The sequence below is a fragment of the Salmonella bongori NCTC 12419 genome (assembly GCF_000252995.1).
Classification (GTDB): Bacteria; Pseudomonadota; Gammaproteobacteria; order Enterobacterales; family Enterobacteriaceae; genus Salmonella; species Salmonella bongori.
Window position 1 is genome coordinate 4364473 of sequence record NC_015761.1, and the last position, 24937, is coordinate 4389409.

Genomic DNA, 24937 nt, shown 5'->3' on the forward strand with positions numbered 1-24937 from the left:
GCTCTGAACGTTTTATAGTATAAAAATCACAGAGCGGGACAGTAATTTTTTAATGATTTTCTTATGAATGTGCTTTTTCTCGTTGAAGTAGGTGCCCTGTGAAGTTACAGAACTCCAGATTTGATTTGTATCCAAAACTCTTTTCCTGCATGATCAATTAAGTTCTTTAAATTTTCTTCTGAGTATTTCGAAATGTTGCTCTCCTATTCTTAGGTATTCACCTAGCATATCATTAATGATATTTTCATTCATAATGAAAATGTATTTATTTTTATCTTTGGCAATGTTTTTTAAATCTTGATGAAGAATATTATTGTCTGCTACGCAGCAGGCGATTAAACAAACTGAAGTTTCAATGTTATCCATATCATGAATTATTTTTTTCAAATATTCTGCATTGAGATTATCACTGGACATAATAACGTTTATTAAAATTTTCTCTGCTTTAATCCCAAAGATTGAGAAATCAAAAAAGAATCCTCCACGCGACTCATTCAGTAGAGTAAAACTATAATTTTCAGTATGACTAATAGAAGTGGTTGGATAGAAAAGAGAGGGGTAGAAAATAGTCAAAAGTAACTTCTTAATGCTATCTTCATACAGCTCTTTGTTACTATTCTTGATAGAGGATTTTAATTTGTTTATGTCATCTGGCAGGTTGTTCTTTATAGCGTTTACTGAGTCGTCAAAACTATTGTGAGGTAGTGGGGATGGTGGTGATAGTAAAAGTTCTTCCTTATACTGTTTTATCGAATTTGGATATTTAACTATTTGTCCTTCAATGAAATCTTTTGATTGCCCAAATTCTTCTATAATTTTTTTAGCTGTCACGGTTGGTTTTCCTTTTAAAAGGGAAACTAGTGCCGAACCAGATGCGAGATGCTCATTTCTTATCTCCGGTATGATATATTTTCTATAAAATGAGGTGTGAGAGTAAGCAATTTTTTCGCGTGCCATTATTTTAGGTATTAGTATTATCTCCTCACCATTATGAATAGGAAGTTTGACCGTTTTTTTTACCCACCTTCCACTAATAGGATCCCATAACCTAATTCCAGAGACTTCTGACATACTTACGCCATAGAAATCACATATCGTCTGAGTGTATTCTATGAATGGTAGTTTTAGTATATTACAAACAGAATCTGATATCCTATCTGATGCAATACCATCTATTGTTAATGCAGTGTCTTCAAGATCAGTTAATAAACCTGATTGTGCTGCTTTACTATTTATCAATGAGTCTAAAATAAGTTGAGCAGTTTTTTCTCCCAATGCTTTTCCTGAGGATTTTTTTGCTGAATAGCCCAAATGAAATGCATTTGACTCTCTTAATGATGAAAGCAAGATGCCTGCACGTTTAAGATCGCCATTCTTGATACTTGCCATGATATCTGAAAAGTAATTTTTAATTAACTTCTCCAGATTATTTCCCCATGTGGTTTTTAGTGCTTTTATAGCGGTTGGATCTATAAAAAATTGTAAATCAGTATCTAGTGGGATATTAATAAAATCTAAACTTGCTTGTTGGTGTTCATTGAGAAACACATCTGCAAACTTCATATGGCACTCCTTTAACTCAAAAATATAGTACCCCATTTGTATTACATAAGAACAAAGTTCACAAGCGGAAGATCTTAAATTTGTAGAACCAGAACGGAAAATTATTTGATAAATATCAAATAATGAAGAGATAAATTTTGTTGTTTTTATGAGCAGTAATGGAGAAACTATAGATGATAGTGGTTTCGTTAAAAGATAAATTATCTGGTAAATATATGAACAGTCGAATGGTCTAGCCCATATGATATGAAAATTTAACATCTGGCATAGTAAACATCACAATAGGTGTTGTTTTATATATTTGATGGTGAAGAGTTACATAGACATCTTTTATTAAGATGCACACTCTCTCGCAAGTAACACTCTGAAGCTGCAAGACCTTTGATTTAGTCAGGATGATTTTTTTAAGGTCAACTAATAATTAATTCGACATTGAGTAACTATTTAATGTTCTCAGAAAGAGTGGTAATGACTTCTATCATGTATCTTACACTATCACTAATCGTTGTAACATTATGTCGTTGTGCCAGCCCATAGATATAGCTTGCAGCACTGGTGTGAGTCTTTTGGGACATGAAGCATCCACTTTTGGTTAAAAGTACAAGATGATGGCTTTCCATTGACAGGTTAGCTCTTCGATTTTTGATGATAAAATTGTCGATATCTACAGGCAATGGAGAGATGCTCTTTTAGAAAATAAACACACTACTTTGTGATCTTCCACGCAGTATTCAATTTTTTATCCCATTCTGGGGGCAATTCCCCAAAACAAAGCCTCACAACCCATTAATTTTCAATGAATTAAACGAAAAGGCGAGTCCGGCCTTCGATAAATACTTCAAATCAATAGTTTTTACATCCAGTATCGGCTATGGTACAGGGCGTTAAGGCTCCTTAGCGTTAATGAAAAATATATTCCCCACATGTAGCGCAACGCCATGTTACTGGAGACCTATAATTTACTTATGCTTAAACAGTTACAGGATCGATTTGTTTACGGATTAGAATGACCTCAGTAAACAACATAAATTTAATGAATATGTCTGAAGGGCGCTATCGCCTTTTTAGCTATAGCGCCTGATTCATGCTATCGCGCGATTAAAGCAAATACGCCCCAGCCAAGGTATTCCCGCGTCCATGTAACGTGCCGTTTGGGCGCTGCCGTCAGTTCTGCACGCACCTCTTGCGCGGCGTCGTCGTCAGGGTTGTTATCCAGCCAGCGACGCATAGTCATCCACTTTGCTGATTCATACCTGTCCCAGCCCTCCTTGTCCGCCAGTACCATTTCTACCACGTCATAACCAAGTTGGTCGAAAGAGGCGACAAGGTCGGGCAGGGTGAGAAAATCGGTAGCGGATGAAACGCCGCAGGCCTGGGCGATTTCTTCAGTTACCATAACCTGGCGCCAGTACGGTTCACCGATGAGAATGATCCCGCCAGGCCTGAGGCTTTTCGCCAATAACGCCACCGTTCCGACGACGCCCCCTGCAATCCATGTAGCGCCTACGCAGGCCGCCACATCGCATTTTGCTTCATCGGTGTAATCGGTCGCATCGTCATGAATAAAATGCACGCGTTCGCTAACGCCGAGTTCTTCCGCGCGTCGTTTTGCCTGCGTAGTGAAGAGCGGGCTCATATCGATGCCAGTACCAGTAATACCGTAATCGCGAGCCCAGGTGCAGAGCATTTCGCCTGAACCGCTGCCGAGATCGAGAATCCGCGTCCCTGGCTTCATGCGTAACACCTGGCCCAGCGTAGCGTACTTTTCTGGTGTAAATGGGTTATGAATACGGTGTTCGCTTTCACTAATGGAAAAAATACGTGGGATATCCATTGGTTATTCCTTTTTACTGGCTTGCTTCGTTAGAGGCGGTGACTTTTTCAGCCAGCAGTGCAAACAGTTTTCCCGCAAAAGTCTCGCTGACTGGCCATGCTTTACTGTCCGGACGCTGTAACACGGTAAAGCCCGCGTCACCGAGCAGGCTGATATACGCATCATCACGCCATGCCTTCATTTGACTGCCAAAACGGGTAGTGCAGCCGTTTTCCTCTATTGCCCAGAACTGCGTTGAACTGGTTTGGGTCTCTTCATCCCAGCTATTTTCCGTTAACAGCAGATGAGGCTCGGCAAGGAACAGTCCGTGCGGACAACGCTGCCAGCTTGCCTGCGCGAGACCCTGACGTTTGACCTCATCGAACGTATGAACTTCAACAAGCAACTTGCCGCCCGGTTCCAGCCACTGTGCGCAATGACTGATAAGACCGTGTGCATCAGCCGCACTGAAGACGTTCAGTTCTCCAAATGTCATCATGATGAAATCGAAAGACTCCCCGGGGTGATAAGCGCGAATATCTTGCTGAATATAGTTAATATCCAGACCTGCGTTCTGCGCCTGCTGGCGAGCCCAGTCAATGGATGCCGGTGAGAAATCTACCCCTGTGCAGCGAAACCCGCGCTCCGCTAACCGTTGGATATAAAAACCGGGACCGCAACCAAGATCCAGTATGCGGGCGCCAGCAGGTATCTGACGGGCAATCCACATTACCTGTTGTTCAATCACGGTGAGCCTGCGGCTGGCCCAGTCATGCTCCTGTGACAAATGATTTGCCAGCATACGTTGGCTGAAGGCCGATTCATCCCAGGGAATTTTGTCTTCATTGGGCAAGAGTGAAATGCGATCAGTTGCAAAAATAATGGCACTGATATCCATCATTATCTCCTTAGCGGTTGTCGAACTGGGCGCGGACGTTGTTCAGCCCGGTGGTGTTAATCCGATAGGGCTGACCGTTGACGGATTTGATCAGTCTTTTCTTTTTGAGTTTCTTGAAGACAGCGAGCGTGCAATCGGCAAGCAACAGCCCTTCGCGGCTATAGCATTCAACGGCAGTGACGCGACCTGAAGCATCGCGGACGTGCGCAATACGTCCGCCTTTAGCGAGAACGTGTAAGGTACGTTGTTCCTGACGCGATAAATTCATACTGAAGAACCTGTTTAATCATCATGTGCAAAATGTGCAAACACATCGCGTGTTCACATTCGATTTCAGCGCATTGATAACCAGTCCGGCCTGAAAAGTCGGGATACTGATTATCGGATGATGACATTCTCCAGCATCAAAACCTCGGGTTGAGTTGAAAGGTATTTACGAAGTGAATGATAACACCTGTTTTTTATAAGGGAATAACCAGGAGTGAAAAATGTGATCCCGACAGGGTCTGTCACTGCTTGTTATCTATGGTTATGGCATTTTATCGGGCAAATATACAGAGCTTATGTACGTCGATGAGGGGACAGGTAAATAGATCCTGCCGATATCATAATGAATATTGATTGACCTCATATACCTCATGATGGCCGCTTTGATACTCTCAGGTATCTCTTCGGAAGTTGACAGGATAGTAGTGTTGGAAATCTTTTTTTAACCCACTGAAAAATATAACTTAAATATTTTTCATACATAAACATTCATGGTCCGCTAAGCACGGATCCGGTTTTGTATGGGTTAAAAAAGGTATGTTATGAAAGTCATATGGACTGTCACTCCTGTGGGGTATCAGCGTATTGCGAAACGCTGTCCTTCATGCAACGTCAAACGAGACTTCACGCCTTCAGGAGCGTTTCGGGTTAATTCACAAAAGAAGATGCTCGATGTCTGGAATATCTATAAATGTACACATTGCGATTATACCTGGAATATCTCTCTGATTACGCGCCGACATGTCAGTAAAATTGACCGGAATCTTTATCATCGGCTGATGACGAATGATACTGCCACGATTCAATACTTTGCCTTTGACAACGCGATTTTGAAGCGAAACAACGCTGAGTTATCAGGGCGGCCTGATTTCCGCATTCAGGAGCGGTGGTTGGTTAGCATGGCCACTCGTGAGCGGGTCAGTGTTAGCATCGTAATTTCCCATTCTTTTCAGATCAGCCTGCTGCCGATTTTGAAGAAGCAACTTATGCTAAGCGCAGCCGAAATCAAGAGACTGGTTGAGTCAGGGCAAATAAGTGGCGTCACGATGAAAATGCTGAAATCGCGAAAGCTGAAGAGCGCCACGTATGAGTTTCAGCTCGCCACAGAAACGTTGTATGCCCGGCGCAGGATCGCTCTGATCCGTCGATAAAATAACAAGCTCACCTTGACGTTATGTACGCTGGTATCGTAGCGGCGCCACGGAAGACCAGAAAGGCTAATGGATAGGTGAGCTTTAAATGAATAACTTATGTCCTGGGCATAAAGTAAAGTTGGTCTTACCATAGACAAGTCGATCATTTAAGGCTGTGGATAATGCTTCGGTTCAGATCGGGTATAAGAGTTTGTTTATCCGTGTGCTGACAGTAGCCTTTATCCCACCGATGTAGGCAGAATGACAAAGCGTGATAAGTGACCATTATCCGTAGAGTAAATAAAAGGAATATAACGTGGCGCTATACAATATCTCTGAGAAAAAACTGATTACACTTGAAAAAACATCTTTCACCATTGAAAGACTGCAAGAACGCTATGATCTTCAGGAGGCTATCAAGAAGAATGTTGATATTGTTGCGCCAGGTTGTCTTGTCATATCCGAAGAGTTCTCGGACTGGGAGGATAGCCGGCGGAGGATTGATTTACTGGCGATTGATAAACAGGCTAACCTTGTTGTCATTGAACTGAAGCGTGACGAAATCGGCGCACATATGGAACTACAGGCATTACGATATGCGGCAATGATTTCTACGATGAGTTTTGCAAAAGCATGTGAATGCTATCAGGCGTATCTTGGAATGCAAGGTAATGATGCCAATGCAAAAGAGAGGCTACTTGATTTTGTAGAACTGGAAGAAAACGAACTTGCGGATTTTGGTAAGGATATTCGGATTGTCCTCGCATCAGCAGATTTTGGTAAAGAGTTAACGACAACCGCAATATGGCTAAGAGATAAAGGCGTCGATATTCGTTGTGTCCGCTTAACACCTTATAATTTTAAAGGAGAGGTTCTGATTAATGCTGAACAAATAATACCTGTACCAGAGCTGGAGGAATATCAGGTAAGGTTCAGAGAAAAACGAACGGAACAAATCATCAGTAGTCAAAAATCTGAGAAAGATTATTCTTTATATAAATATAAAGGTAAATCTTTCAACAAGAGAAAACTTGCGCTTGAAGTTTTTACGGACTGGATTAATAAGCATAGTCCTGACAATTTAGATGAGCTCAGAAGTAAGTTAAGTGAGGATCTACAAAAAAGAGCGGTAGCGCTGGTTGATCAGATCCCTGAAAAAAGCAAAAACAGATATCATATGCAGGAGGATGCGTTGATCGAGTTGCCGTCAGGTGAACGCATTGCTATCTCTAATCAATGGGGATTAGGGAATATAGAGCTGCTTATTGATTTTGTCCGTCGGGATAATTTTGTGGTTGAAAAAATGGGGTAACGGATAGAATAACCTGAAAGGTCCCATTAATGAATGGGATCTAACGTCTCATCAGATGTGAAAGCTGCGCCTTTAGCATCATTGGTGCCATCATCACGCCATACTCTTTGCTGTGGTTATTATTTACATTGAATGTAAATACTCATTCAACGTCGTTAAGAAAACCAGAAAAAGTCATCAGAGGTTGAGCTAATATTACTATCTGAAATGTTGAATTTTAATTAATGTAAACTATCCATCGCCTAAGCGTTAAAGTGATAGTGGCCTTGAGTTCTGTTACGATTACAGGGGGAGCAATGCATACCTTTAGACCATATTCACTAAGGCATAGCGACCTGTTATATGAAGATATTCTCCCAGAAATACGCGAGCAAATAATAGAATTAATTATCAATACATTAGGAAGCTGTTCCTCTTTTTATGATATGGCTCTATATTGTTACCATAATAGTCATTCTGACGAAGTTTACCGAAGAATATGTAAAACCCTGCGCAAAGAATATGGTTTATTTAGTTTATATGCTCACTCTACGTCATATCTGGATGAGATAAGTAATCTGTTGTTAAAAACAGATGATAAAAGAAAACATATTGATATTATTGAGCTTGCTTTTAAATATATAGATACTTACCTGCGGAACTATGACGTTACGCCTGGACTGGAGCCGGATAAAGCAATTAGTGAATTAAATAATATATTTCAGGAAAATAACTTAAAGTATCGATTCGAAAATGGCCGGATTGTAAGGTTACGCAGAATAAAACGGCTTAAAAACATACGTTATTATTTGTATTCTCCGGGGGAGTATGGTTTTGTTGAATACGACCTTATGGAGGCATATAATCGCCTGATATTTAATGATTTTACCTGCGTTGTCAGTGAATGTTATTCTGTTTTTAAAAGCGTTCTTATCAAAATTCATGAGAAAAAGAATATCATCTATCAGGAGACAGATAATTTAAGTGCATTAATAGCCAATCTGGTGACCAGCGGTGTGATTTCTGCTGAGGATGAACATAAATTTAGTTTTTTAAGTAACGTGCTTGAGTCGGAGGTATTCTCACCGACGGCAAAAGAAAAACCGCATCATCACCATGTCATGATGCTCCGTATCTCTGAAGAGCTGGCTTGTAGTATATATTATCTTACTGAGCGCACTATTTTCTTTCTTACCCAACGGGCGGAGGAAAATGATGATAGACCATAATCACCATCCTGCAGCTGCTAAGGTGATATATATCACATCTCTTTAATTTTGTTCATTCGTCCGGTTATCTTATCCCACCGTCTGATTTTTAGATGGTGAGCTGCTCAATATCATAATAAAAGGTAGAGTGTTATACCTTGTGGCTAGCCTGAATATTATCGGTATCGCGTTAACTAACAGGACAGGGAGAGAACAGAATGAGCACGATTTTAAAGCCTTTTTTACTGGCGATAATGTTGATGTTAACCGTAATAATGCCTGGATTTGCAACGGAGGACGGAGCAATAACAATGGTTAAAACATACAGCGCTTATGACTATCCGCAGACCCGGTCGCGCTTGATGCAAGCTGTCGCTGACAACGGTCTGGTATTCTTTGGTGAGTTTGATCATGCCAGGGCGGCACAAAATGTTAAGCTGAAGATGCCGCCGACAACGGTTCTGATATTTGGCAATCCTGCTGGCGGTACACCTTTAATGTTGGCGCATCCCGAACTGGCGCTGGACTTACCGTTTCGGGTCCTCATTAGTCAGCAAGCGGATGGCCGTACTCTGGTCAGTTATCACCCGGCCGAAACGCTGCAACGTTATGGTCTTGATGCTGCGGCTATACAGGCTTTGAAAAAGCTGGAGCTGCTTGTGGAAAAAAGTATCCACTAACGCAGAAAAGCAGGCTTCAGTCAGGTTACGCCCTGGCACTGGCGATGTCGCTAATAAAGGCTGCCACCTCGTCCCTTGCCTGATGAGATAAGACGGCATCAAACGTTGCGCTGTCAGCATCACAGAACCCATGCCATGCCTCGTACATTTTACATTCTACCCCGGGATGTTTTTCCAGTATCTGGTGTAGGACAAGGGGATCAAACGCCGGTTCATAACGCGCGATAATAACCAGCGCCGGACAGAGAGGCGCAAGATGGGCATACTGGCGTATACGGGAACCGTAATAGCAAATGACGCCATCGCATAACCCACTGGCTGCACTTAACCATGCGAGCGTCGCGCCGACGCTATATCCCACGACGATCAGCGTTTCGTACTGCGCCCTGAGCTTGTTAAGCAAAGTGATAACGGCGGCGGGATCAAACCCTCTATTTTCTGAAAAGTGGCGGTAAGCTTCTTCCTGCTGTTCATAGCGAAAAGGAGCATGGTGCGGAAAAAGTGGCGGAGTATAGATATCGAATCCACGTGCCAGCCATTCATTGCCTGCACGTCGGATATGCGCGTTAATACCATAAATTTCATGCAGAATAATTGCTGCCCGGCAATTGCGGCCCGACAGGCAGGAGACGTTACAGGAGCGGGATATATCAGGGGCAGACATCATCGTGTTTTTTATCATAGCGCGCCTTGATACAGGGCACGAGCCGGATTTTCGCTATTCACGTTATGCCCGGGGCGTTGGGCTTGTCAATGTTGAGAAGCATTCTGTAGAGTGATTCTTTGGTTGATAAATTTACTATTGGTAAACCAATAATGGCATGCATATTCAGGGACAACGTTGAAGGCATAGTGTCTGTCGTCACGTGGTGGGTTTTTTACCTACACCTGGAGTGGCTATCTGACAGGCCGTCTCCTTGTTCTGCTGGTTGACCAGTTTCGCGTTTTTGGTGTGATAAGCGTGCTATCCCTCTTTACAAATGCTATAGTTTGACACCGGGAAATCGCATCGGACAGGCATGATCAATATGAAATCAAACACTTCTCAGCAAAGACCCTATCAGGAAGTGGGCGCCATGATACGCGATCTGATTATTCAGACGCCGTATCGCCCCGGTGAGCGCTTGCCACCGGAGCGAGAGATCGCTGAGAGGCTCAACGTGACACGTACCGTCGTGCGTGAAGCGTTGATCATGCTGGAGATTAAAGGGCTGGTTGAAGTCCGGCGCGGTGCCGGGATCTATGTGCTTGAAGGCGTGGATGATGGCGAGATCGAGGGGGCTGACGTAAATCACTGTAATGACGCCGGACCGTTTGAACTGTTGCAGGCGCGTCAACTGCTTGAAAGCAATATTGCTGAATTTGCCGCTCTGCAGGCTACCCGCGAAGACATCATTAAAATGCGTCAGGCGTTACAACTGGAAGAACGAGAGTTAGCCTCCAGCGCGCCGGGTGGCTCAGAAAGCGGCGATATGCAATTCCATCTGGCTATCGCGGAAGCGACCCATAACAGTATGCTGGTAGAGCTCTTCCGCCAGTCCTGGCAATGGCGAGAAAATAATCCGATGTGGCTCCAGCTTCACAGCCATCTGGGTGATACGCATTACCGTAAAGAGTGGCTGGTAGATCATAAGCAGATCCTTGCGGCGTTAATTAAGAAGGACGCCCGCGCGGCGAAACTGGCGATGTGGCAGCACCTGGAAAATGTGAAACAGCGTCTGCTGGAGTTTTCCAATGTGGATGACATCTACTTTGATGGCTACCTGTTTGAATCCTGGCCGCTGGACAAAGTAGACGTCTGACAGCGCTTAGAATAGCGTGGGCAGTCCCAGCCCGCGCTTCACTTCCTGTAACGTCTTTTGAGTGACCTCATGCGCCCGTTCGCTGCCTTTTTTCAGTAATTCCATTAACATTCCCTTATCCTGAATAAATGCCGCCCGCCGTTCGCGTATTGGCGCAATCAACTCTTGTAAACAGGTTTCCAGCTCATTTTTACAGATACGATCGCCTAATCCGCCCTGCTGATAGTGTGCTTTCATTGCCGCAATTTTGGCTTTATCCGGATGGAACGCATCCAGCCACGTAAAGACGACGTTACCTTCTATTTTTCCCGGATCGCTAATTTTTAAATGACCTGGATCGGTGTACATCGCGCTAACCGCTCGGTGAATAGTCTCTTCGCTGGCGGAAAGAAGCAGCGTATTGCCGAGTGATTTCGACATCTTGGCGCTACCGTCAATACCAGGCAGGCGGCCAGTATCGCTCAGTAGCGCCTGACAGTGCCGCAGTACAGGCAAGGATAAAAGACTATTCATCTTATGAACGATCTCATTGGTTTGCTCGATCATCGGTAATTGATCGTCGCCAACCGGCACTCGTTCGGCTTTAAAGGCAGTGATATCCGCCGCCTGGCTAATGGGATATACCATAAATCCAACCGGCAGAGAACGCGCAAAGCCTTTCTGGGCAATCTCATTCTTTACCGTAGGGTTACGCTCGACTCTGGCAACAGTAACAATATTCATATAGAGCACCGTTAATTCAGCGAGGGCGGGTAACGCGGATTGCAGACAGATTGTCGTTAGTGTGGGATCGATGCCGACGGCCAGATAATCCGCTAATACTTCCGGAATATTATCGCGAATTTTTTGCGGATTACTGCCGTTATCGGTCAGTCCCTGCAGGTCGGCAATCAGGACATACTGCTGATGGTCATGCTGTAGCGCGACGCGCTGGCGTAGCGACCCCACATAATGGCCCAGGTGCAGCGCGCCGGTTGGGCGATCGCCTGTCAGAATGATGGGAAGGGTGTTCATCAAAGACTCCTTTATGCTTACTGTAAAGCCGAAAGACGTCCCGAAACACAGTAGCCGCCTTTCGGCGGCCACTTAAAGAGAAATACTGATCCGTGCCGCCTTCAGGAAGGCAGCCACCAGCGGTGATAACGTTGCGTAGCGTAGGATCGTGTTGTGTTCATAGAGCTAACGTATCATGGCAGGACGCAGGGGTAAAGCGGCTGACGCCTTGTCCGTGGACGACATTGCACCCTGTCACCGTAGAAGAGATTAATTAATCTGAAACGTGATTTTATCAATGGCCAGCAGAAAGGTCGTGGAGCGGAAGCGCGCATTTTTGATGTAAATCATTTATTATTGTGATAACCCTGAGTGAGATAAAAGCATTAAACATATTCACATGATAAATATATTCTATTGCAATGGTTGTTATGGATATTACAAAAGTCTAAAAAAGGTAGCGATGCAAAAAGGAATAAGAATTGTCTATATTCAGAACCTGTATAATTAAGTAATTTCTCAGGTAAAAATAAAAATGATGTTGATATTTCTTTTTTAATATGCTTCTTATAGCGGCTATGGTTATTCAGAAAGTGATGTTCGAATGCCAGACGTAATAGATTTTACGTCAGTAGCGCTATTGTGAAATGGATTGATTATGGCAGAAGGCATTTAGCAAGAATTCAGTCACATCAGCTCGTTATGCGTTTAGCCTGTTATATAGGGATACCAACGAGATGACTGAAAAATGGAACGTTCTCTCATTGTTGGCGTTCTGTCCTTGTCAGCCTGCTTTGCCGCCTGATAATCACGGAGAGAGGATGGACGCCATCTATTTAAAACTGGACGGTATTGAAGGCGAAAGCCAGACCCAGGGCTTCGAAAAACAAATAAAGCTTATTGCCTACAACCACATCCCGGCGAAACGAGAGCCCGGTGAGACGACAGAGACATATACTGGCGCGGTGACGCTGACCAAGCCTGTCGATGTCGCTACGCCTGAGCTCTATGAGTACTACCGTAACGGGAAGACCGTGAAAGAAGGCATACTGACGTTATGCCGTCGTGATAAGGGGGTAATGCTGCCATTTATTATTTATACGCTCACCAATGTGCGAATTTCGCGCATGAGTAATCATGCCGATGCCGGAGAATGCGCCACGGAAACCGTGGATTTGGTTTATAGCCATATTCGCTGGGATATTCCTGCACTGGTGTCAAAAAGCAAAACACGGTCGCCCCTTCGACGACAGAAGTTGTGGCGATGAGGCAAGCACACTGTGGAGAACCGCGTTTAGTGTAAGCGTCCCGTGTAACCAATCGATTGCTTAAAATCCCCCGGGTGTGTTCCTTGCAAACGTTATGATTTTTACGCATAGCCGCTAATAAAACGGCATTTTTTATAGGCACATCAAGTTGATAGTGTGTTTCTGACCTTGACGTAAATAGGCGGACAAAGCGATGAAACACACCATTGGGATACTGGGGGGGATGGGCCCCGCGGCCACGGCAGATATGCTGGAGAAATTTGTTGCACTGCGACATGCCAGTTGCGATCAACAGCACATCCCGCTCATTGTCAGCTCAATTCCGGATATTCCCGATCGTACAGCATGTTTATTATCCGGCGGACCTTCGCCATACCGGTACCTGGAGCGTTACCTGCATATGCTCGAAGACGCTGGCGCTGAATGTATCGTCATCCCGTGTAACACCGCGCATTACTGGTTTGATGATTTACAGAACGTTGCGAAAGTGCGAATGATCAGTATCCTGGACGCCACTCTGGAAGCGATTCCGCGATCGGCGCGGCGCGTTGGGTTACTGGCGACCGATGCGACGCTGGCGACCGGGTTATACCAAAAGAAAACGCTGGCGCATGGACTGACATTAATTCAGCCTGAAGGCGCGGGGCAAGAGAGGGTAATGCAGGCCATTTATGCGCTTAAACGCGGCGATAAGAGCGCAGCGCAAGCGCTATTGCTGCCGCAAATCGATAGCCTTATCGTCCGCGGCGCTCAGGCGATCATTATGGGTTGCACTGAAATTCCGCTTATCGTGGCCGGACATGAAAGCGCGATAGCGTGCCCGATAATTGATTCTACGGCGTCGCTGGTGCGGGCGGCGATTCGCTGGTATGAATCCTGGCCGGACACACGCTCCTCTTTACCCAGGGAACAGCGTCTTTCTGCCTGAAAATCTATAGCGCGGCCTGAAGTCCACGCAGGTTGCGCCAAAACGTTTCGGCTACCTGACTCATGCGGGTATTCATGCGATAGGCATAAGCCTGAATGGGAATAACCAGTTTGTCGGCATCAAGCACCATCAGGCGTCCGTCGATAATCTCCTGACGGATAGCATATTCAGGCAACCAGGCGATCCCGCAGCCGTCCATCGCAACCTGTTTTAACAATTCACTCATCGAAGAGACGAAAAAGGTACTGAAACTCAGCTCGGGATGGCGAGTCAGAGTGCGATTTATCAGCCGCCCCATATAGGAATTTGGGCTGTAATTGAGCAGCGGAAAATGCGGTTGCTCAAGCGTATAGCGCGGCGCGCCCCGGTCATTATTGGCGCAGACGGGAAACAGTCGCGACTCAAACAGTCGGATATTATCAAACGGCGCTTGTTGCAGGTTTTCATCGTGATAAGAAAAGATAAAATCGCTTTGCCCCTCACGTAACATATCTACCGCCTGGTCGACATCTATCGCCTCAACGGCGTAGGTAAACTGCGTCGGCATCTGCTTAACGATGGTCGGTAGCAGACCGAGGGAGAGCGAGTGGGCGGCGGCAATCTTAATTTTACGCAGCGTATAATCGCTGCCGCCGCGCAGTTCAGTCAGATTACTTTCCAGCTGCTGTAATAGGTGGCGAACCTGGGAATGAAAGATTTTACCCTGTTCGGAAAGCTGTAGCGGCGAGACCTGCCGGTTAAACAGTTCCACACCCACGGCATGTTCCAGAGCGCGAATGCGGCGGCTAAAGGCGGGTTGCGATACGTTGCGGATAATGGCGGCCTGAGAAAAATTACGGCACTTTTCCAGCGTCAGAAAATCATACAGCCATTTTGTCTCAATATTGTGCAAACCTGCTCCAGTGACATCCATTTATCGTTATCCTGTCAGCCGTCCGAAGGGGCATTCTACGTCCATTCGGGCGGCTGACAACCGCTTCTCCCGTTCTCTTTCACAATGCTGTGACGAGACAGCCTGAAATTAACGGGGGATCAGGTGGGCTCAAAGGTACCTTTCACGCAGGCCTTACCCTCACTGACCATGCATTTGCCGCGCGCATACACCTGCTCAATGCGTAAATCTGCAGTCAAAACGAGCAGGTCTGCATCATTTCCGGGGCGAATTTCGCCCTTTCCATCCAGACTAAGGAATGCGGCTACGCTGGTCGTCAGCGGGCGCAGCGCGTCGGTCAGGCTGAAGCCGTAGTGGTTAACCAGCGTCTGTAACGTTTCAAGTAAACTTTCGAAGCCAGCAACGCCGATGCCCGTCAGATTACCCGCAGCGTCAAACAACGGCTGACTGCCGTTGCCATCGGAACTGAGCGTAACACGGGATAGGGGAACGCCGGCTTTCACCGCTCTGGCAATACCTTCCGCTGGCGCGACGGGGTCCGGAATACTACTGGTAATGTCGATCACGCCGCCTTTAAGTGCGAACGCCAGTGCCTGTTCGAAAAGAGACTCGCTACGGTTAACATGGGTAGGTAATAGTTTACCGATCGGCACGTCACTGTTTTCCAGGATGTCATACAGCGGCTGTAACCCTTTCTTGCTGCTGCCCATATGAAAAACGCTGACGCCGGGTTTACCGCCCAGCAGGCCGCCAACGCGTGATTCGGCGGCCATGCTGGCAAGCTGATAACCGTCAGGCGCGGCAGAACGATGGTCAGAGACCGCGCATTTCACACCGATGACGCGATCGATAAGCGCCACATCTTTTTCTACCGAACCGGTAATTGTCGGCGACGGGACATGATAAGCCCCTGTTAGCATCCAGGCGGTGATCCCTTCCTCATTTAATGCTCGCGTTTTGGCAAGCAGCGAGGCGGGATGGCGGCTGACGGAGTCGGTACCCAGCAGGCCGATAACCGTTGTGATGCCGGCCTCCGTCAGACGACTCAGGACAACTTCCGGCGTTCGTGTCGTCGGTCCCGCTTCGCCGCCTCCGCCGATCAGATGAACGTGTTGGTCGATAAAACCCGGGCACAATATATAACCGCTAAGATTGATCACCGTACAGTCCGGTACGATATCGCCGGGAATGTCAGCGTCGACGGCAATAATTTTGCCATTCGCGAGCAGAACATCGCAGATGCCCCGGTCTTCTGGCGCAAACAGGTGCGCACCCTGTAACAAGGTAAACGCCGCGGCGGATAAATCAGGCATGATAACTCCTTATTAAACAATAAGCTGCATGACCCAGATCGACAGCAGCGCATTGATGGCGCAGACGGCGATAATATGGGGGTAATATTTGGCGTTGACTTCGGCAGTACCGAGGCAGCGACCGACATTCTGTACCGGGTTCCCCATCAGGTAAATGGCTGGCAGCAGCACGGTAACATCATGGCCGCTCAGCGCGCCGGCGGTAGCCAGACTGGCGGCTACGCCAACTGCGCCGCCCATACTCATCAGCGACGCCAGAAGTACAGTGGCGGCTTCTCCTGGAAGCCCCCATAGCGCCATCACGGGCTGGCAGATATGGCCTACCCAGTCGAGCAGACCGGTAATTTTCAGCGCCTGAATAATGACAAACGCCATGACCACGTTGGGTAACAGGTTGGTTGTGGCGATAGTAAAACCGCGACGCGCGCCATCGATAAACATATCCATGACATTTTTACGTACCTGAGTCGTCATGATTGGGCTCCTTGCGCAGGGTGGCGGCGTTCTTCGAGGTTAATCCAGATGCGCAAAAGGTTTGCGCCGATAAATTTAAATATCAGAATGACAACCAACGGAATGATGACTGACGTCCCCAGAAAGGCGAATACCGCGACGCCAGAGGAGAAATAGTTGGTGATGATAGCGCTGCCGCTGGTCTGCCAGGCGGCAAAAATCACTTTATCACGCTCGGTAATTTCACCTTCCTGCGCCAGCTCTTTCGTCATACCCGCTGCCGCGTCAGTATTTTGCAGATTGGCGATCAGCGCCAGCGAGCAGATACCGGGTATGCCAAGCAACGGTTTCAGGATCGGCGTCATCAATTGCTGTGCCGCCCGTAGACCGCCCAGCCCATCTGTGATCGCGATGATTCCCAATGAAAGAATAACCGACGGTGCCAGTTCTAACGCAAATAGAAAGCCGTCTTTGGCGCCGGCGCCGCCAGCGCCGCGAAAAGTTTGCGTACCGGTAACATGACCGAATGAGCCGTTGAGTACGGTGAAGTCAAAAACGCGCCACCAGCCGTCACTTCCGGAAAACATGCCGGAAAAGAAAATAATAGTGAGGAAAAACGCCAGATACCCCTTTATTCCGACTTTTTCCGTATCAAGCGGCATGGCCGCCGCGTCCACTTGTTGCGCCATAGCGATCCCCGAATTGTTTTGATGGTGTGTTGGTTGTAGCCACAGGCCAAAAAGCCCGAAACAGAAAGACCTTATCAGTCATATGGGTAATGACAAAATGCAAGTATGTATCGTGCTATGCGTTTCGTGCATAGCAGCGCAAAATATCGTCATCTGCGCATTTGCCGTAGCCGTGAGGGAGTCGCTGATGGTACAGACGAAGTGAAAAGCGAAAGGAGACAGACATTGATGCAGATTTGCGCCAGCCTCAGGAAAAAAGGCGACTAATTTGATTTTAATCAATATTACTCACTACATTAACCTCGCTAAAAAAAGAGGTTTTTTTAATCGCAATTTTACCTTTTAACGATGGTTTTCACATCTGACGTTGTATTTTACGCTCGGTCCGTGGCCACGAACTTATCACGTCGCACCGTAAAATCGTACGTTCAGGTGATCAAAAAACCACGCATTGAATTAGTTTCGCTCCGTAATTTATTGATATAATTAATAGTAAATGAAATTGAGTCGGAGGAAATATATAAAATAATATTCAGATTGATAACGCCAAAAACCATAAAGTAATAATGGGTATTAATGGTGTCTTAATATGAAATAACGCTTTGCGTATTTTTTATTAAAACAGGGCGGCATCACGCCGCGAATAGCATTAAAGATATCACCCACTGCTGATAACGCGTGTTTAATAAGCTGCTTATTCGCGAATCACAATCCGTTTTTGTTTTACCTGCTGCGCGGCGCTGATCAGGGCGGCAAAAAAGAGCGCTGCGGCGCCGTAAAGCGTGGCGTTGATCATGGCTGGCGCGCCATTGCCTGACAGACTGGCGGCGAGTGGGCCAAGAATTTGTCCGAGGCCATACATTAGCGTAACCAGGCCTAACAGATTGATATTACCTGGTGCGCTGAGCTGCCGGGCCAGCGGCATCACCAGCGAGGTTGTTCCCATAAACGTGGCGCCAAAACCAATACTGCTGAGTATCAACAGCAACAACGAGCCGCTGGCAAGAGACAGCAGTACACAGGCGCTCTGTATCAACAAATTTGCGGTCAGGCATGGCAGGACGCCCCAGCGTTTTGCCGCCCACAGCCAGCCGAAGCAGCCGGGAATAATCGCCAGGCCGACCAACGACCAAAGGTGCGCTGTGAGTAGCGGCGAACCCGCGCTTTTCGCCATCAGGGGCAAATAGGTAGCGACAATGATGTAGCCGAATCCGGCAAAACCGTAGAGTAGCGCCAGTTGCCACCATGACATCGGCTGATTTTCGATTTTTGCCAGGGGCGCAGGCGGCAGCGCATGAGCGCGGGGCGGAATCAACGTTGCCACGATTAACAGCAGTATACCGGAGAGCGCGCTCGCCCCCAGCCATAGCGAATGGGCCGAAAGCCCATAACGTAAACCACTAATGACATATTCGTTGCCCAATACAATCCCGGCTCCGACGCCGGAAAAGAGCGAGGCGATCACAAACGGATGTCGGGTGTGATGTAATACAATCATCGACCCGAAAATCATCATTCCGGCGCTCGCGATGCCTGCCAGAAAGCGCACTAATATGATGACTACGGGCTGGGTAAATATTGCCATGGCCAGAATAAGGATAGCGGTTGTGATTGCAGAGGCCAGCAGCATGGGGCGTACGCGTGAGGGGAGGTGAAAAACGCCGAAGGAAAACAGTAAGCTTCCGGCCAGGTATCCTGCATAATTCGCGCTGGCAATCCACGAGAGTTGATTAAACGTTAGCTGGTTTTCCGCCAGCATTACCGGCAACATGGGGGTGTACAAAAAGCGCCCAATTCCCATTCCAAGCGTCAATACCATCATACCGAAAAGCGCCGTAAAAAGTGGATGACGAGGTGGAGTGCTTTGATCATGAACCATGGTTTTCTCTCTGCTAAAGTAAGGCAGGAAGCCGGATTATTGTTGTAAATGATAATGAAAAGTAAAATTAATGTTTAAGCTTTGCAAGAAGAGAAAGTGAAGCGTGCAGAGCGAATAACGGATTGAGAAGAGACGCATCCGGGGTAATGGCATTAAATGGATGCTTCTCGCGTGCGGGATTTGGCGGTTAATCTGAACGAGAATTGCGCCTTCCCTCTTTAAATACTGAGCAGGGTGGGTAGTTGTGACAGCAAATATAACGCCAGCCCAATCGCGCCGCCGACCAGCGTGCCGTTCACACGGATAAACTGCAAATCTTTACCGATATTAAGCTCAATCTGCTGCGACATATCGCGCGCATCCCAGCCTTTTACGGTATCGCTGATATGACGGGTCAGGAAAGCAGCGAATTCCGGCGCGACCCGGTGCGCGGCCTGTTCCAGATGACCGTTAAGCGATGCGCGTAACGCATCGTCGGCGATTAGCGTCTCGCCAAACCATTGTCCGGCATGAGCGATGCGTTGCTTCACCTTCGAGTCTTCGGCGTTGATATCTGTCTTTAACCACTGGCGTAGATCCGCCCAGATCTCGCCAAGATAACGGTTAAACGCCTCATCTTCTTTCAGGTAACTTTTAATGTTTTCTGCCCGGGCGGCCATGTCCGGATCATGTTTAAGTTTATCGATCAGCTTATACGTGGCGCGATCGAAAGCATGGCGGATCTGGTGCGTGCGGTCATGACTGATATCATCCAGCAGAGAATTGACCGCGTCGGAGACCAGTTCAGCGCTGTGTTCTCCCAACCATTCGGTCGGTAGTATTTTGGCTTTCAGAGGATGCTCGGTTTCCAGCCAGCGTACGATCTGCCTGGCGATAAACGTCCGGGAACTTTCACGTTGTAACAGAGTAATGAGCTGGGCGATTAGCGTATCAAGCAACACCTGGTGACGATCGTTTTTGGTCATACTTTCCAGCATCAGGGCACTGGTGCCGGAAAGATCCACTTTATCGATCGCTTTATGCACTGCTCGTTTGAGCAGCCGCTGAATACGGGCGTCGTCAGTCAGTTCGAGAAAGCCGCTCATAATTTGCAGCAGATGCTGCCCAACCCGGCTGGCGTTGTCCGGCTGGCTGAACCAGTTTCCGATCAGTAGTGCAGGTTCATGACGGCGGATCAGCGCGATCAGCGACTGTGTATCAAGGAACTTCTCCTGTACGAATTGCCCAAGATTTTCGCCGATTCGATCTTTATTACGGGGAATAATCGCTGTATGTCTGGAAATAAACGGAATAGGAATACGGCGAAATAAGGCCACCACGGCAAACCAGTCCGCCAACGCACCAACCATCGCCGCCTCGGCAATGGCTTTTACGCCCAGCACCCAAAAATTGGGCGGCAGGAAAAGTGTGGTCACAAACGTCGCGGCAGCTATCAGCAACAGTGAGAGCGCCAGTCGTTTGGCGCGTTTGAGTTCAGTGATTTTATTCATAGCGTTAAGGATAGAGCCAGACGGGAAGATCGTGCAAAAAACATCATATTATTGTAAGCCGGATAAGCATCATGAACCGCCCCTCAGAAGTGAGACGGGGTCCAACATTTGGCGCGAGGTTCATCCGCGCTATCCGGCTCATTTCTATTTCTCGGTGGCCAGCTCTGCCGCCTCATGCTGACGTACGCGCTTTAATAATTTTGCCAGGGTAAAGACCACAATGATACCAGCAACGGCGGCCAGCAGGTGAAAGGGCACTCTCCCGCCGTGAAACCACAGCCAGCGACCGATTTCGACCGACACTGCCATCACCGTCAGAATCACCATGTTCAGCGAGGCTGAAACGGTACCTTTTGGCAAATTGTTGGTGAAAAGCGTGAAGCGAAACAGCGTCGGAAAAATCATCCCAATGCCGAACGCGTACAGGCTGGTCCCCAGCACAGACCAAAGCCAGACGTGCGGTAGCAGCAGATTACCAAGGATTAATGTCGCCAGCCCGCTTAACTGGATTGGAACGGCGCGCCAGATAAAGCGCGGGCAGGTCGGATCTTTTACCAGGCGCACCACCATCATATTGGCCACGATCACCGCGCCGAATACGGGCACCTGCGCCCAGGCGAATTGCGACGTACTCATCCCCCCGGCATCGATCAGGATCACTGGCGACACCGCTACCCAGCTCATCATTGGGATGTAACTCAACGACAGCGTCGCTGCCCCGGTGAGAAAAACCGGGTTGCGAAACACATGACGGAAATCGCGCAGGACGCTCACCACGCTGAATGGCGCGGCGCCGCGTTGCACCGTTTCCGGCATCGCCAGCAGCAGGCCGCACAGCGCCAGTAGCCCCATCACTGCAATAATGCCGAACAGCACCTTCCAGTGAACGAAGTGCATCAATGCGGCGCCGGAGAGCGGGCCGATAACCGGGGCGACCAGTACAATGGAAGTAATAATCGCCATCAGCTTAATGGCTTTGGTTTGACCGAAGGCCTCCTGCACCGTGACATAGCCGACCGTCGCGATAAAGCAAATGCTGGTCCCCTGTACAAAGCGGGCAACCAGAAACTGCGTCATTGAGGTCGTCAACAGCGTTGCCGCGCAGGCAAGCGTAAAAATTAACGCGCCTGCAATCAGCACTGGCCGGCGGCCAATCCGGTCAGATAGCGGCCCGAGAAGCCATTGTAACGCCATTCCGCCCGCCAGATAGAGACTGACCGAGGCCGGCGCAAGGCTGACGTCAGCATTAAAATCGCGCACGACGTTAATGATGCCTGGCTGAATCAGATCCGTCGTCAGATAGGCGGCAAAATCGTACAAAATCAGCGCCATCGGGAAAAATAACGTTGTAGCGCGTTGTGAGAAAAACTGAAGAATCCGTTGCATAAAAAATGCGCTCCGTGTCGGAGAAGCCCATGATGGGAACAGTGAAACTCAATACCGTCATCGTGACGTCAGGCAGGCGATGGGAACAGCGGCTGCGGATGTACTGAATTTCATGTAATCAAAAACGCTGCCGGTGAAAACACAGACAGGAAGAGACGCGTTCTGAATCTTGTCAGAACGTGTGGCGATTACAGATAACAATCAGCACATCACACCTCGGGAAATTTACGTTGCACGGAAAATATACACATTAAGTGTAATTAAATTTTGATGTTAATCAAAAGAGTTTACCAGGTTAATAAAGATAAAGGCAGGACGTGCAGGCTACTGTTTTGCGTGTTCAGTTCCGAAAATGCATGTGCATTACAGATAACAGGATTTATCTTCCGTCGCGCCTCGCAATGCTGAAAAGGTACGGATGAGAAAGGAATTTTCAGGAGGTAGAGTCGCAGCATCCTGGTTTGAGGTGACGGAGCGCCATGAAAAAATCGACGACCTCAACACCGCATGATGCGGTGTTTAAAACCTTTTTGCGCCACCCGGAAACCGCCCGCGATTTTATGGAGATTCATCTGCCAGTGTCGTTACGCCTGCTTTGTGACCTGCGGACGTTAAAGCTGGAGCCCGGCAGTTTTATTGAAAAAAATCTGCGAGCCTATTATTCCGATGTGCTTTGGTCGCTGAAAACGCGCGAGGGCGACGGTTATATCTACGTCGTGATTGAACATCAGAGCACGCCGGATGCGCATATGGCGTTTCGGCTGATGCGGTATGCGATGGCGGCAATGCAACAGCATCTGGATGCAGGGCATAAGCATCTTCCGCTGGTGGTGCCGATGCTGTTTTATCACGGTGTTGATAGCCCGTATCCTTTTTCGCTGTGCTGGCTGGATGAGTTTGCGAACCCGGAAGTGGCAAGAAGACTCTATGCCACTGCCTTTCCGCTGGTCGATATTACGGTGGTATCGGATGATGACATTATGCAGCATCGCCGCATTGCGCTGCTGGAGCTCATCCAAAAACATATCCGCCAGCGCGACCTGCTGGGACTGGTTGAACGGATTGCTTCGCTGTTAGTTACTGGTTGCGCTAATGACAGGCAGCTTAAAGCGCTGTTTAATTATCTTATGATTCAGCACGGACACACGCCTCGTTTCACCACGTTTATTCGTGATGTGGTAGGGCATGTCCCGCACACTAAGGAGAGACTGATGACGCTGATAGAGAGGATCCGCGCAGCGGATCGCAGAAAAGGGGAACGGCAAGGAAGACAGGTCGGTCTGGAGGAAGGATTAGAAAAAGGTCTGGAAAAAGGGCAGCACGTTGCCGCATTGCGTATCGCCAGACAGATGCTGGCGGACGGACTTGACTGCGAGACTGTCCAGCGGTTCACCGGCCTTACGGCTGAAGAGCTTCAGGATGTTAGCCATTAACGCGGTTCCAGTCTGAATGTTGCAGGCCCGGTGACCGCCGGGCAACGCTCTCTATAATTATCGCTGATAACCGCACGAATATACCGAACTTTACCGATAGCCCCAGCCATCTCTACTACCCTTAATTGTTCTGAGCGGCATTTACGGCTGCCTTAATGACGATAACAAGGAGACATGTGATATGGCTTACCAGACAGTGAATCCTGCCAACAATCAGCTCATTAAAGAGTATCCTCCGCACACTGACGCGGATATTGAAGCCGCGCTGCAAAAAGCTGACGCGCTCTACCATTCCGACTGGTCCAAAGGAGATATTGACCAACGTCTGCCGGTACTGCATAAGCTGGCTGACTTGATCGACAGCCGTGTCGAGGAACTGGCGAAAATCGCCAGCCAGGAGATGGGCAAGCTCATCGGGCAGAGCCGTGGCGAAGTTAAACTGTGCGCGCAGATCGCTCGCTATTATGCGGATAACGCGAAACAGTTTCTTGCTCCGGTGCCTTATAAGACCGAGTTTGGCGACGCGTGGGTTGAGCATCATCCGATTGGCGTCATCATGGCCGTTGAACCGTGGAACTTTCCGTACTATCAGCTAATGCGCGTGCTGGCGCCGAACCTGGCCGCCGGTAATCCGGTGCTGGCGAAACATGCCAGCATCGTGCCGCACTGCGCCGGGACGTTTGCCCATCTGGTGCGTGAAGCCGGCGCGCCTGAGGGAGCGTGGACCAACCTGTTTATTTCCTCCGATCAGGTGGCGAACATCATCGCCGACCCGCGCGTGCAGGGCGCGGCGCTGACCGGGTCTGAAAACGCGGGGAGCGCCGTGGCGGCACAAGCGGCGAAGCACATTAAAAAAGCGACGCTGGAACTGGGCGGGAACGATGTGTTCATCGTGCTGGACGATGCCGATCTTGAGAAAGCGGTGAAAATTGGCGTGCAGGCACGGCTCACTAATGCGGGGCAGGTATGTACGGCGGCGAAGCGCTTTATCCTGCATGAGAAAATCGCCGATCAATTCCTCAGCCAGTTCACCGAGGCGTTCAGTAAGGTGAAGGTGGGCGATCAGATGGACGCGTCTACCGAACTGGGGCCGCTGTCGTCGAAAGATGCGCTGGAAACATTGACCAGACAGGTCGAGGAAGCGGTGAAAAATGGCGCGACACTGCACGTTGGCGGCAAGCCGCTGGAGCGCGAGGGCAACTTCTTTGAGCCGACCATTCTGACCCACATAACCCGTGACAACCCGGCGTACTTTGAAGAGTTCTTCGGCCCGGTGGCGCAGATTTATGTGGTGAAAGACGATGACGAGGCGGTAAAACTCGCCAACGATTCCCACTACGGCCTGGGCGGCGCGGTGTTCAGTCAGGATATCGAACGCGCTAAACGCATGGCCTCCCGGATTGAAACCGGGATGGTTTATATCAACTGGCTGACCGACACCGCAGCGGAACTGCCGTTTGGCGGCGTTAAGCGTTCAGGCTTCGGACGCGAGCTATCGGATCTGGGGATTAAGGAGTTTGTAAACCAGAAACTGGTGGTGGTGCGCCGCTAATCCCTG

20 protein-coding genes and 1 pseudogene are annotated in these 24937 nt (G+C 48.2%); 9 read left to right on the forward strand and 12 right to left on the reverse strand.

Annotation, left to right across the window (positions count from 1 at the left end; genetic code table 11):
- Positions 1-153 precede the first annotated feature (153 nt).
- From SBG_RS20520 to SBG_RS20535, 3 genes and pseudogenes are all read right to left on the reverse strand, one after another.
- Positions 154-1563 carry a hypothetical protein gene (locus SBG_RS20520; RefSeq protein WP_000666523.1) on the reverse strand — a complete coding sequence of 470 codons (1410 nt, stop codon included), beginning with the start codon at positions 1561-1563 and terminating at the stop codon, positions 154-156.
- Between the two features lie 1087 nt (positions 1564-2650).
- A pseudogene (locus SBG_RS23320) lies at positions 2651-4280 on the reverse strand (methyltransferase domain-containing protein).
- A 4-nt stretch (positions 4281-4284) separates the two neighbouring features.
- Entirely contained in the window at positions 4285-4542 is a 258-nt protein-coding gene (locus SBG_RS20535; protein WP_001054378.1) for a YjhX family toxin, read from the reverse strand.
- Positions 4543-5083: 541 nt separating this feature from the next.
- Between SBG_RS20535 and SBG_RS20540 the strand changes: the two genes are divergently transcribed.
- The 4 genes from SBG_RS20540 (at position 5084) to SBG_RS20555 (ending at position 8853) form a co-directional block, all read left to right on the forward strand.
- Positions 5084-5692: a DUF1062 domain-containing protein gene (locus SBG_RS20540; RefSeq protein WP_000864851.1), complete on the forward strand. Its 609-nt coding sequence runs from the start codon at positions 5084-5086 to the stop codon at positions 5690-5692.
- Between the two features lie 298 nt (positions 5693-5990).
- Positions 5991-6986, forward strand: coding sequence for a PDDEXK family nuclease (locus tag SBG_RS20545; RefSeq protein WP_001240362.1), 996 nt, complete (start codon positions 5991-5993; stop codon positions 6984-6986).
- Positions 6987-7282: 296 nt separating this feature from the next.
- Positions 7283-8194, forward strand: a complete 912-nt coding sequence (locus SBG_RS20550) for an STM4504/CBY_0614 family protein (RefSeq protein WP_000556764.1) — start codon at positions 7283-7285, stop codon at positions 8192-8194.
- Positions 8195-8391: 197 nt separating this feature from the next.
- Positions 8392-8853 carry a DUF302 domain-containing protein gene (locus SBG_RS20555; protein WP_015703121.1) on the forward strand — a complete coding sequence of 154 codons (462 nt, stop codon included), beginning with the start codon at positions 8392-8394 and terminating at the stop codon, positions 8851-8853.
- Between the two features lie 25 nt (positions 8854-8878).
- Here SBG_RS20555 and SBG_RS20560 read toward each other — a convergent pair whose 3' ends face one another.
- Positions 8879-9535 (reverse strand): dienelactone hydrolase family protein, encoded by a 657-nt coding sequence (locus SBG_RS20560; RefSeq protein ID WP_000594818.1) that lies wholly within the window; start codon positions 9533-9535, stop codon positions 8879-8881.
- Between the two features lie 346 nt (positions 9536-9881).
- Between SBG_RS20560 and uxuR the strand changes: the two genes are divergently transcribed.
- Positions 9882-10655, forward strand: a complete 774-nt coding sequence (uxuR, locus tag SBG_RS20565) for a Uxu operon transcriptional regulator (protein WP_000841649.1) — start codon at positions 9882-9884, stop codon at positions 10653-10655.
- Positions 10656-10661: 6 nt separating this feature from the next.
- Here the strand turns inward: uxuR and trpS are convergent, their stop codons facing one another.
- Positions 10662-11669 carry a tryptophan--tRNA ligase gene (trpS, locus tag SBG_RS20570; RefSeq protein ID WP_001094603.1) on the reverse strand — a complete coding sequence of 336 codons (1008 nt, stop codon included), beginning with the start codon at positions 11667-11669 and terminating at the stop codon, positions 10662-10664.
- Between the two features lie 716 nt (positions 11670-12385).
- Here trpS and SBG_RS20580 point away from each other — a divergent pair.
- Together SBG_RS20580 and cuyB are read left to right on the forward strand one after the other, a co-directional pair.
- Positions 12386-12916 (forward strand): Hcp family type VI secretion system effector, encoded by a 531-nt coding sequence (locus tag SBG_RS20580; RefSeq protein WP_015703122.1) that lies wholly within the window; start codon positions 12386-12388, stop codon positions 12914-12916.
- Between the two features lie 193 nt (positions 12917-13109).
- Positions 13110-13844: a cysteate racemase gene (gene cuyB / locus SBG_RS20585; protein ID WP_000683242.1), complete on the forward strand. Its 735-nt coding sequence runs from the start codon at positions 13110-13112 to the stop codon at positions 13842-13844.
- A gap of 4 nt (positions 13845-13848) precedes the next feature.
- Here the strand turns inward: cuyB and hypT are convergent, their stop codons facing one another.
- The 7 genes from hypT to mdtM all read right to left on the reverse strand — a co-directional run bounded on the left by hypT (position 13849) and on the right by mdtM (position 21946).
- On the reverse strand, positions 13849-14757 hold the full coding sequence (gene hypT, locus SBG_RS20590) for a hypochlorite stress DNA-binding transcriptional regulator HypT (RefSeq protein ID WP_000383506.1): 909 nt from the start codon (positions 14755-14757) through the stop codon (positions 13849-13851).
- A 119-nt stretch (positions 14758-14876) separates the two neighbouring features.
- Positions 14877-16049, reverse strand: a complete 1173-nt coding sequence (gene iadA / locus SBG_RS20595; protein ID WP_001113045.1) for a beta-aspartyl-peptidase — start codon at positions 16047-16049, stop codon at positions 14877-14879.
- 12 nt (positions 16050-16061) lie between these two features.
- Positions 16062-16523 carry a YjiG family protein gene (locus SBG_RS20600; RefSeq protein ID WP_000211979.1) on the reverse strand — a complete coding sequence of 154 codons (462 nt, stop codon included), beginning with the start codon at positions 16521-16523 and terminating at the stop codon, positions 16062-16064.
- Positions 16520-17191 (reverse strand): nucleoside recognition domain-containing protein, encoded by a 672-nt coding sequence (locus SBG_RS20605; protein ID WP_000068745.1) that lies wholly within the window; start codon positions 17189-17191, stop codon positions 16520-16522. The genes SBG_RS20600 and SBG_RS20605 overlap by 4 nt, the downstream gene beginning before the upstream one ends.
- A gap of 694 nt (positions 17192-17885) precedes the next feature.
- Positions 17886-19070 carry an MFS transporter gene (locus SBG_RS20610; protein ID WP_000233297.1) on the reverse strand — a complete coding sequence of 395 codons (1185 nt, stop codon included), beginning with the start codon at positions 19068-19070 and terminating at the stop codon, positions 17886-17888.
- 218 nt (positions 19071-19288) lie between these two features.
- Positions 19289-20560 (reverse strand): DUF445 domain-containing protein, encoded by a 1272-nt coding sequence (locus SBG_RS20615; RefSeq protein ID WP_001033928.1) that lies wholly within the window; start codon positions 20558-20560, stop codon positions 19289-19291.
- A gap of 144 nt (positions 20561-20704) precedes the next feature.
- A complete protein-coding gene (mdtM, locus tag SBG_RS20620; RefSeq protein ID WP_001188947.1) occupies positions 20705-21946 on the reverse strand; it encodes a multidrug efflux MFS transporter MdtM in 1242 nt (413 codons plus the stop codon).
- A 479-nt stretch (positions 21947-22425) separates the two neighbouring features.
- On the opposite strand from mdtM, the gene SBG_RS20625 reads away from it, so the two are divergent.
- Entirely contained in the window at positions 22426-23379 is a 954-nt protein-coding gene (locus SBG_RS20625) for an Rpn family recombination-promoting nuclease/putative transposase (RefSeq protein WP_000749980.1), read from the forward strand.
- A 181-nt stretch (positions 23380-23560) separates the two neighbouring features.
- Positions 23561-24931: an NAD-dependent succinate-semialdehyde dehydrogenase gene (locus tag SBG_RS20630; RefSeq protein ID WP_000331409.1), complete on the forward strand. Its 1371-nt coding sequence runs from the start codon at positions 23561-23563 to the stop codon at positions 24929-24931.
- The last annotated feature ends 6 nt before the right edge of the window (positions 24932-24937 follow it).

Bases quoted from the DNA above. Each gene is read 5' to 3' on its own strand.
- SBG_RS20520 (WP_000666523.1), bottom strand. From the start codon at position 1,563: ATGAAGTTTGCAGATGTGTTTCTCAATGAACACCAACAAGCAAGTTTA.
- SBG_RS20535 (WP_001054378.1), bottom strand. From the start codon at position 4,542: ATGAATTTATCGCGTCAGGAACAACGTACCTTACACGTTCTCGCTAAA.
- SBG_RS20540 (WP_000864851.1), top strand. From the start codon at position 5,084: ATGAAAGTCATATGGACTGTCACTCCTGTGGGGTATCAGCGTATTGCG.
- SBG_RS20550 (WP_000556764.1), top strand. From the start codon at position 7,283: ATGCATACCTTTAGACCATATTCACTAAGGCATAGCGACCTGTTATAT.
- SBG_RS20555 (WP_015703121.1), top strand. From the start codon at position 8,392: ATGAGCACGATTTTAAAGCCTTTTTTACTGGCGATAATGTTGATGTTA.
- SBG_RS20560 (WP_000594818.1), bottom strand. From the start codon at position 9,535: ATGATAAAAAACACGATGATGTCTGCCCCTGATATATCCCGCTCCTGT.
- uxuR (WP_000841649.1), top strand. From the start codon at position 9,882: ATGAAATCAAACACTTCTCAGCAAAGACCCTATCAGGAAGTGGGCGCC.
- trpS (WP_001094603.1), bottom strand. From the start codon at position 11,669: ATGAACACCCTTCCCATCATTCTGACAGGCGATCGCCCAACCGGCGCG.
- SBG_RS20580 (WP_015703122.1), top strand. From the start codon at position 12,386: ATGACTGAAAAATGGAACGTTCTCTCATTGTTGGCGTTCTGTCCTTGT.
- cuyB (WP_000683242.1), top strand. From the start codon at position 13,110: ATGAAACACACCATTGGGATACTGGGGGGGATGGGCCCCGCGGCCACG.
- hypT (WP_000383506.1), bottom strand. From the start codon at position 14,757: ATGGATGTCACTGGAGCAGGTTTGCACAATATTGAGACAAAATGGCTG.
- iadA (WP_001113045.1), bottom strand. From the start codon at position 16,049: ATGCCTGATTTATCCGCCGCGGCGTTTACCTTGTTACAGGGTGCGCAC.
- SBG_RS20600 (WP_000211979.1), bottom strand. From the start codon at position 16,523: ATGACGACTCAGGTACGTAAAAATGTCATGGATATGTTTATCGATGGC.
- SBG_RS20605 (WP_000068745.1), bottom strand. From the start codon at position 17,191: ATGGCGCAACAAGTGGACGCGGCGGCCATGCCGCTTGATACGGAAAAA.
- SBG_RS20610 (WP_000233297.1), bottom strand. From the start codon at position 19,070: ATGGTTCATGATCAAAGCACTCCACCTCGTCATCCACTTTTTACGGCG.
- SBG_RS20615 (WP_001033928.1), bottom strand. From the start codon at position 20,560: ATGAATAAAATCACTGAACTCAAACGCGCCAAACGACTGGCGCTCTCA.
- mdtM (WP_001188947.1), bottom strand. From the start codon at position 21,946: ATGCAACGGATTCTTCAGTTTTTCTCACAACGCGCTACAACGTTATTT.
- SBG_RS20625 (WP_000749980.1), top strand. From the start codon at position 22,426: ATGAAAAAATCGACGACCTCAACACCGCATGATGCGGTGTTTAAAACC.
- SBG_RS20630 (WP_000331409.1), top strand. From the start codon at position 23,561: ATGGCTTACCAGACAGTGAATCCTGCCAACAATCAGCTCATTAAAGAG.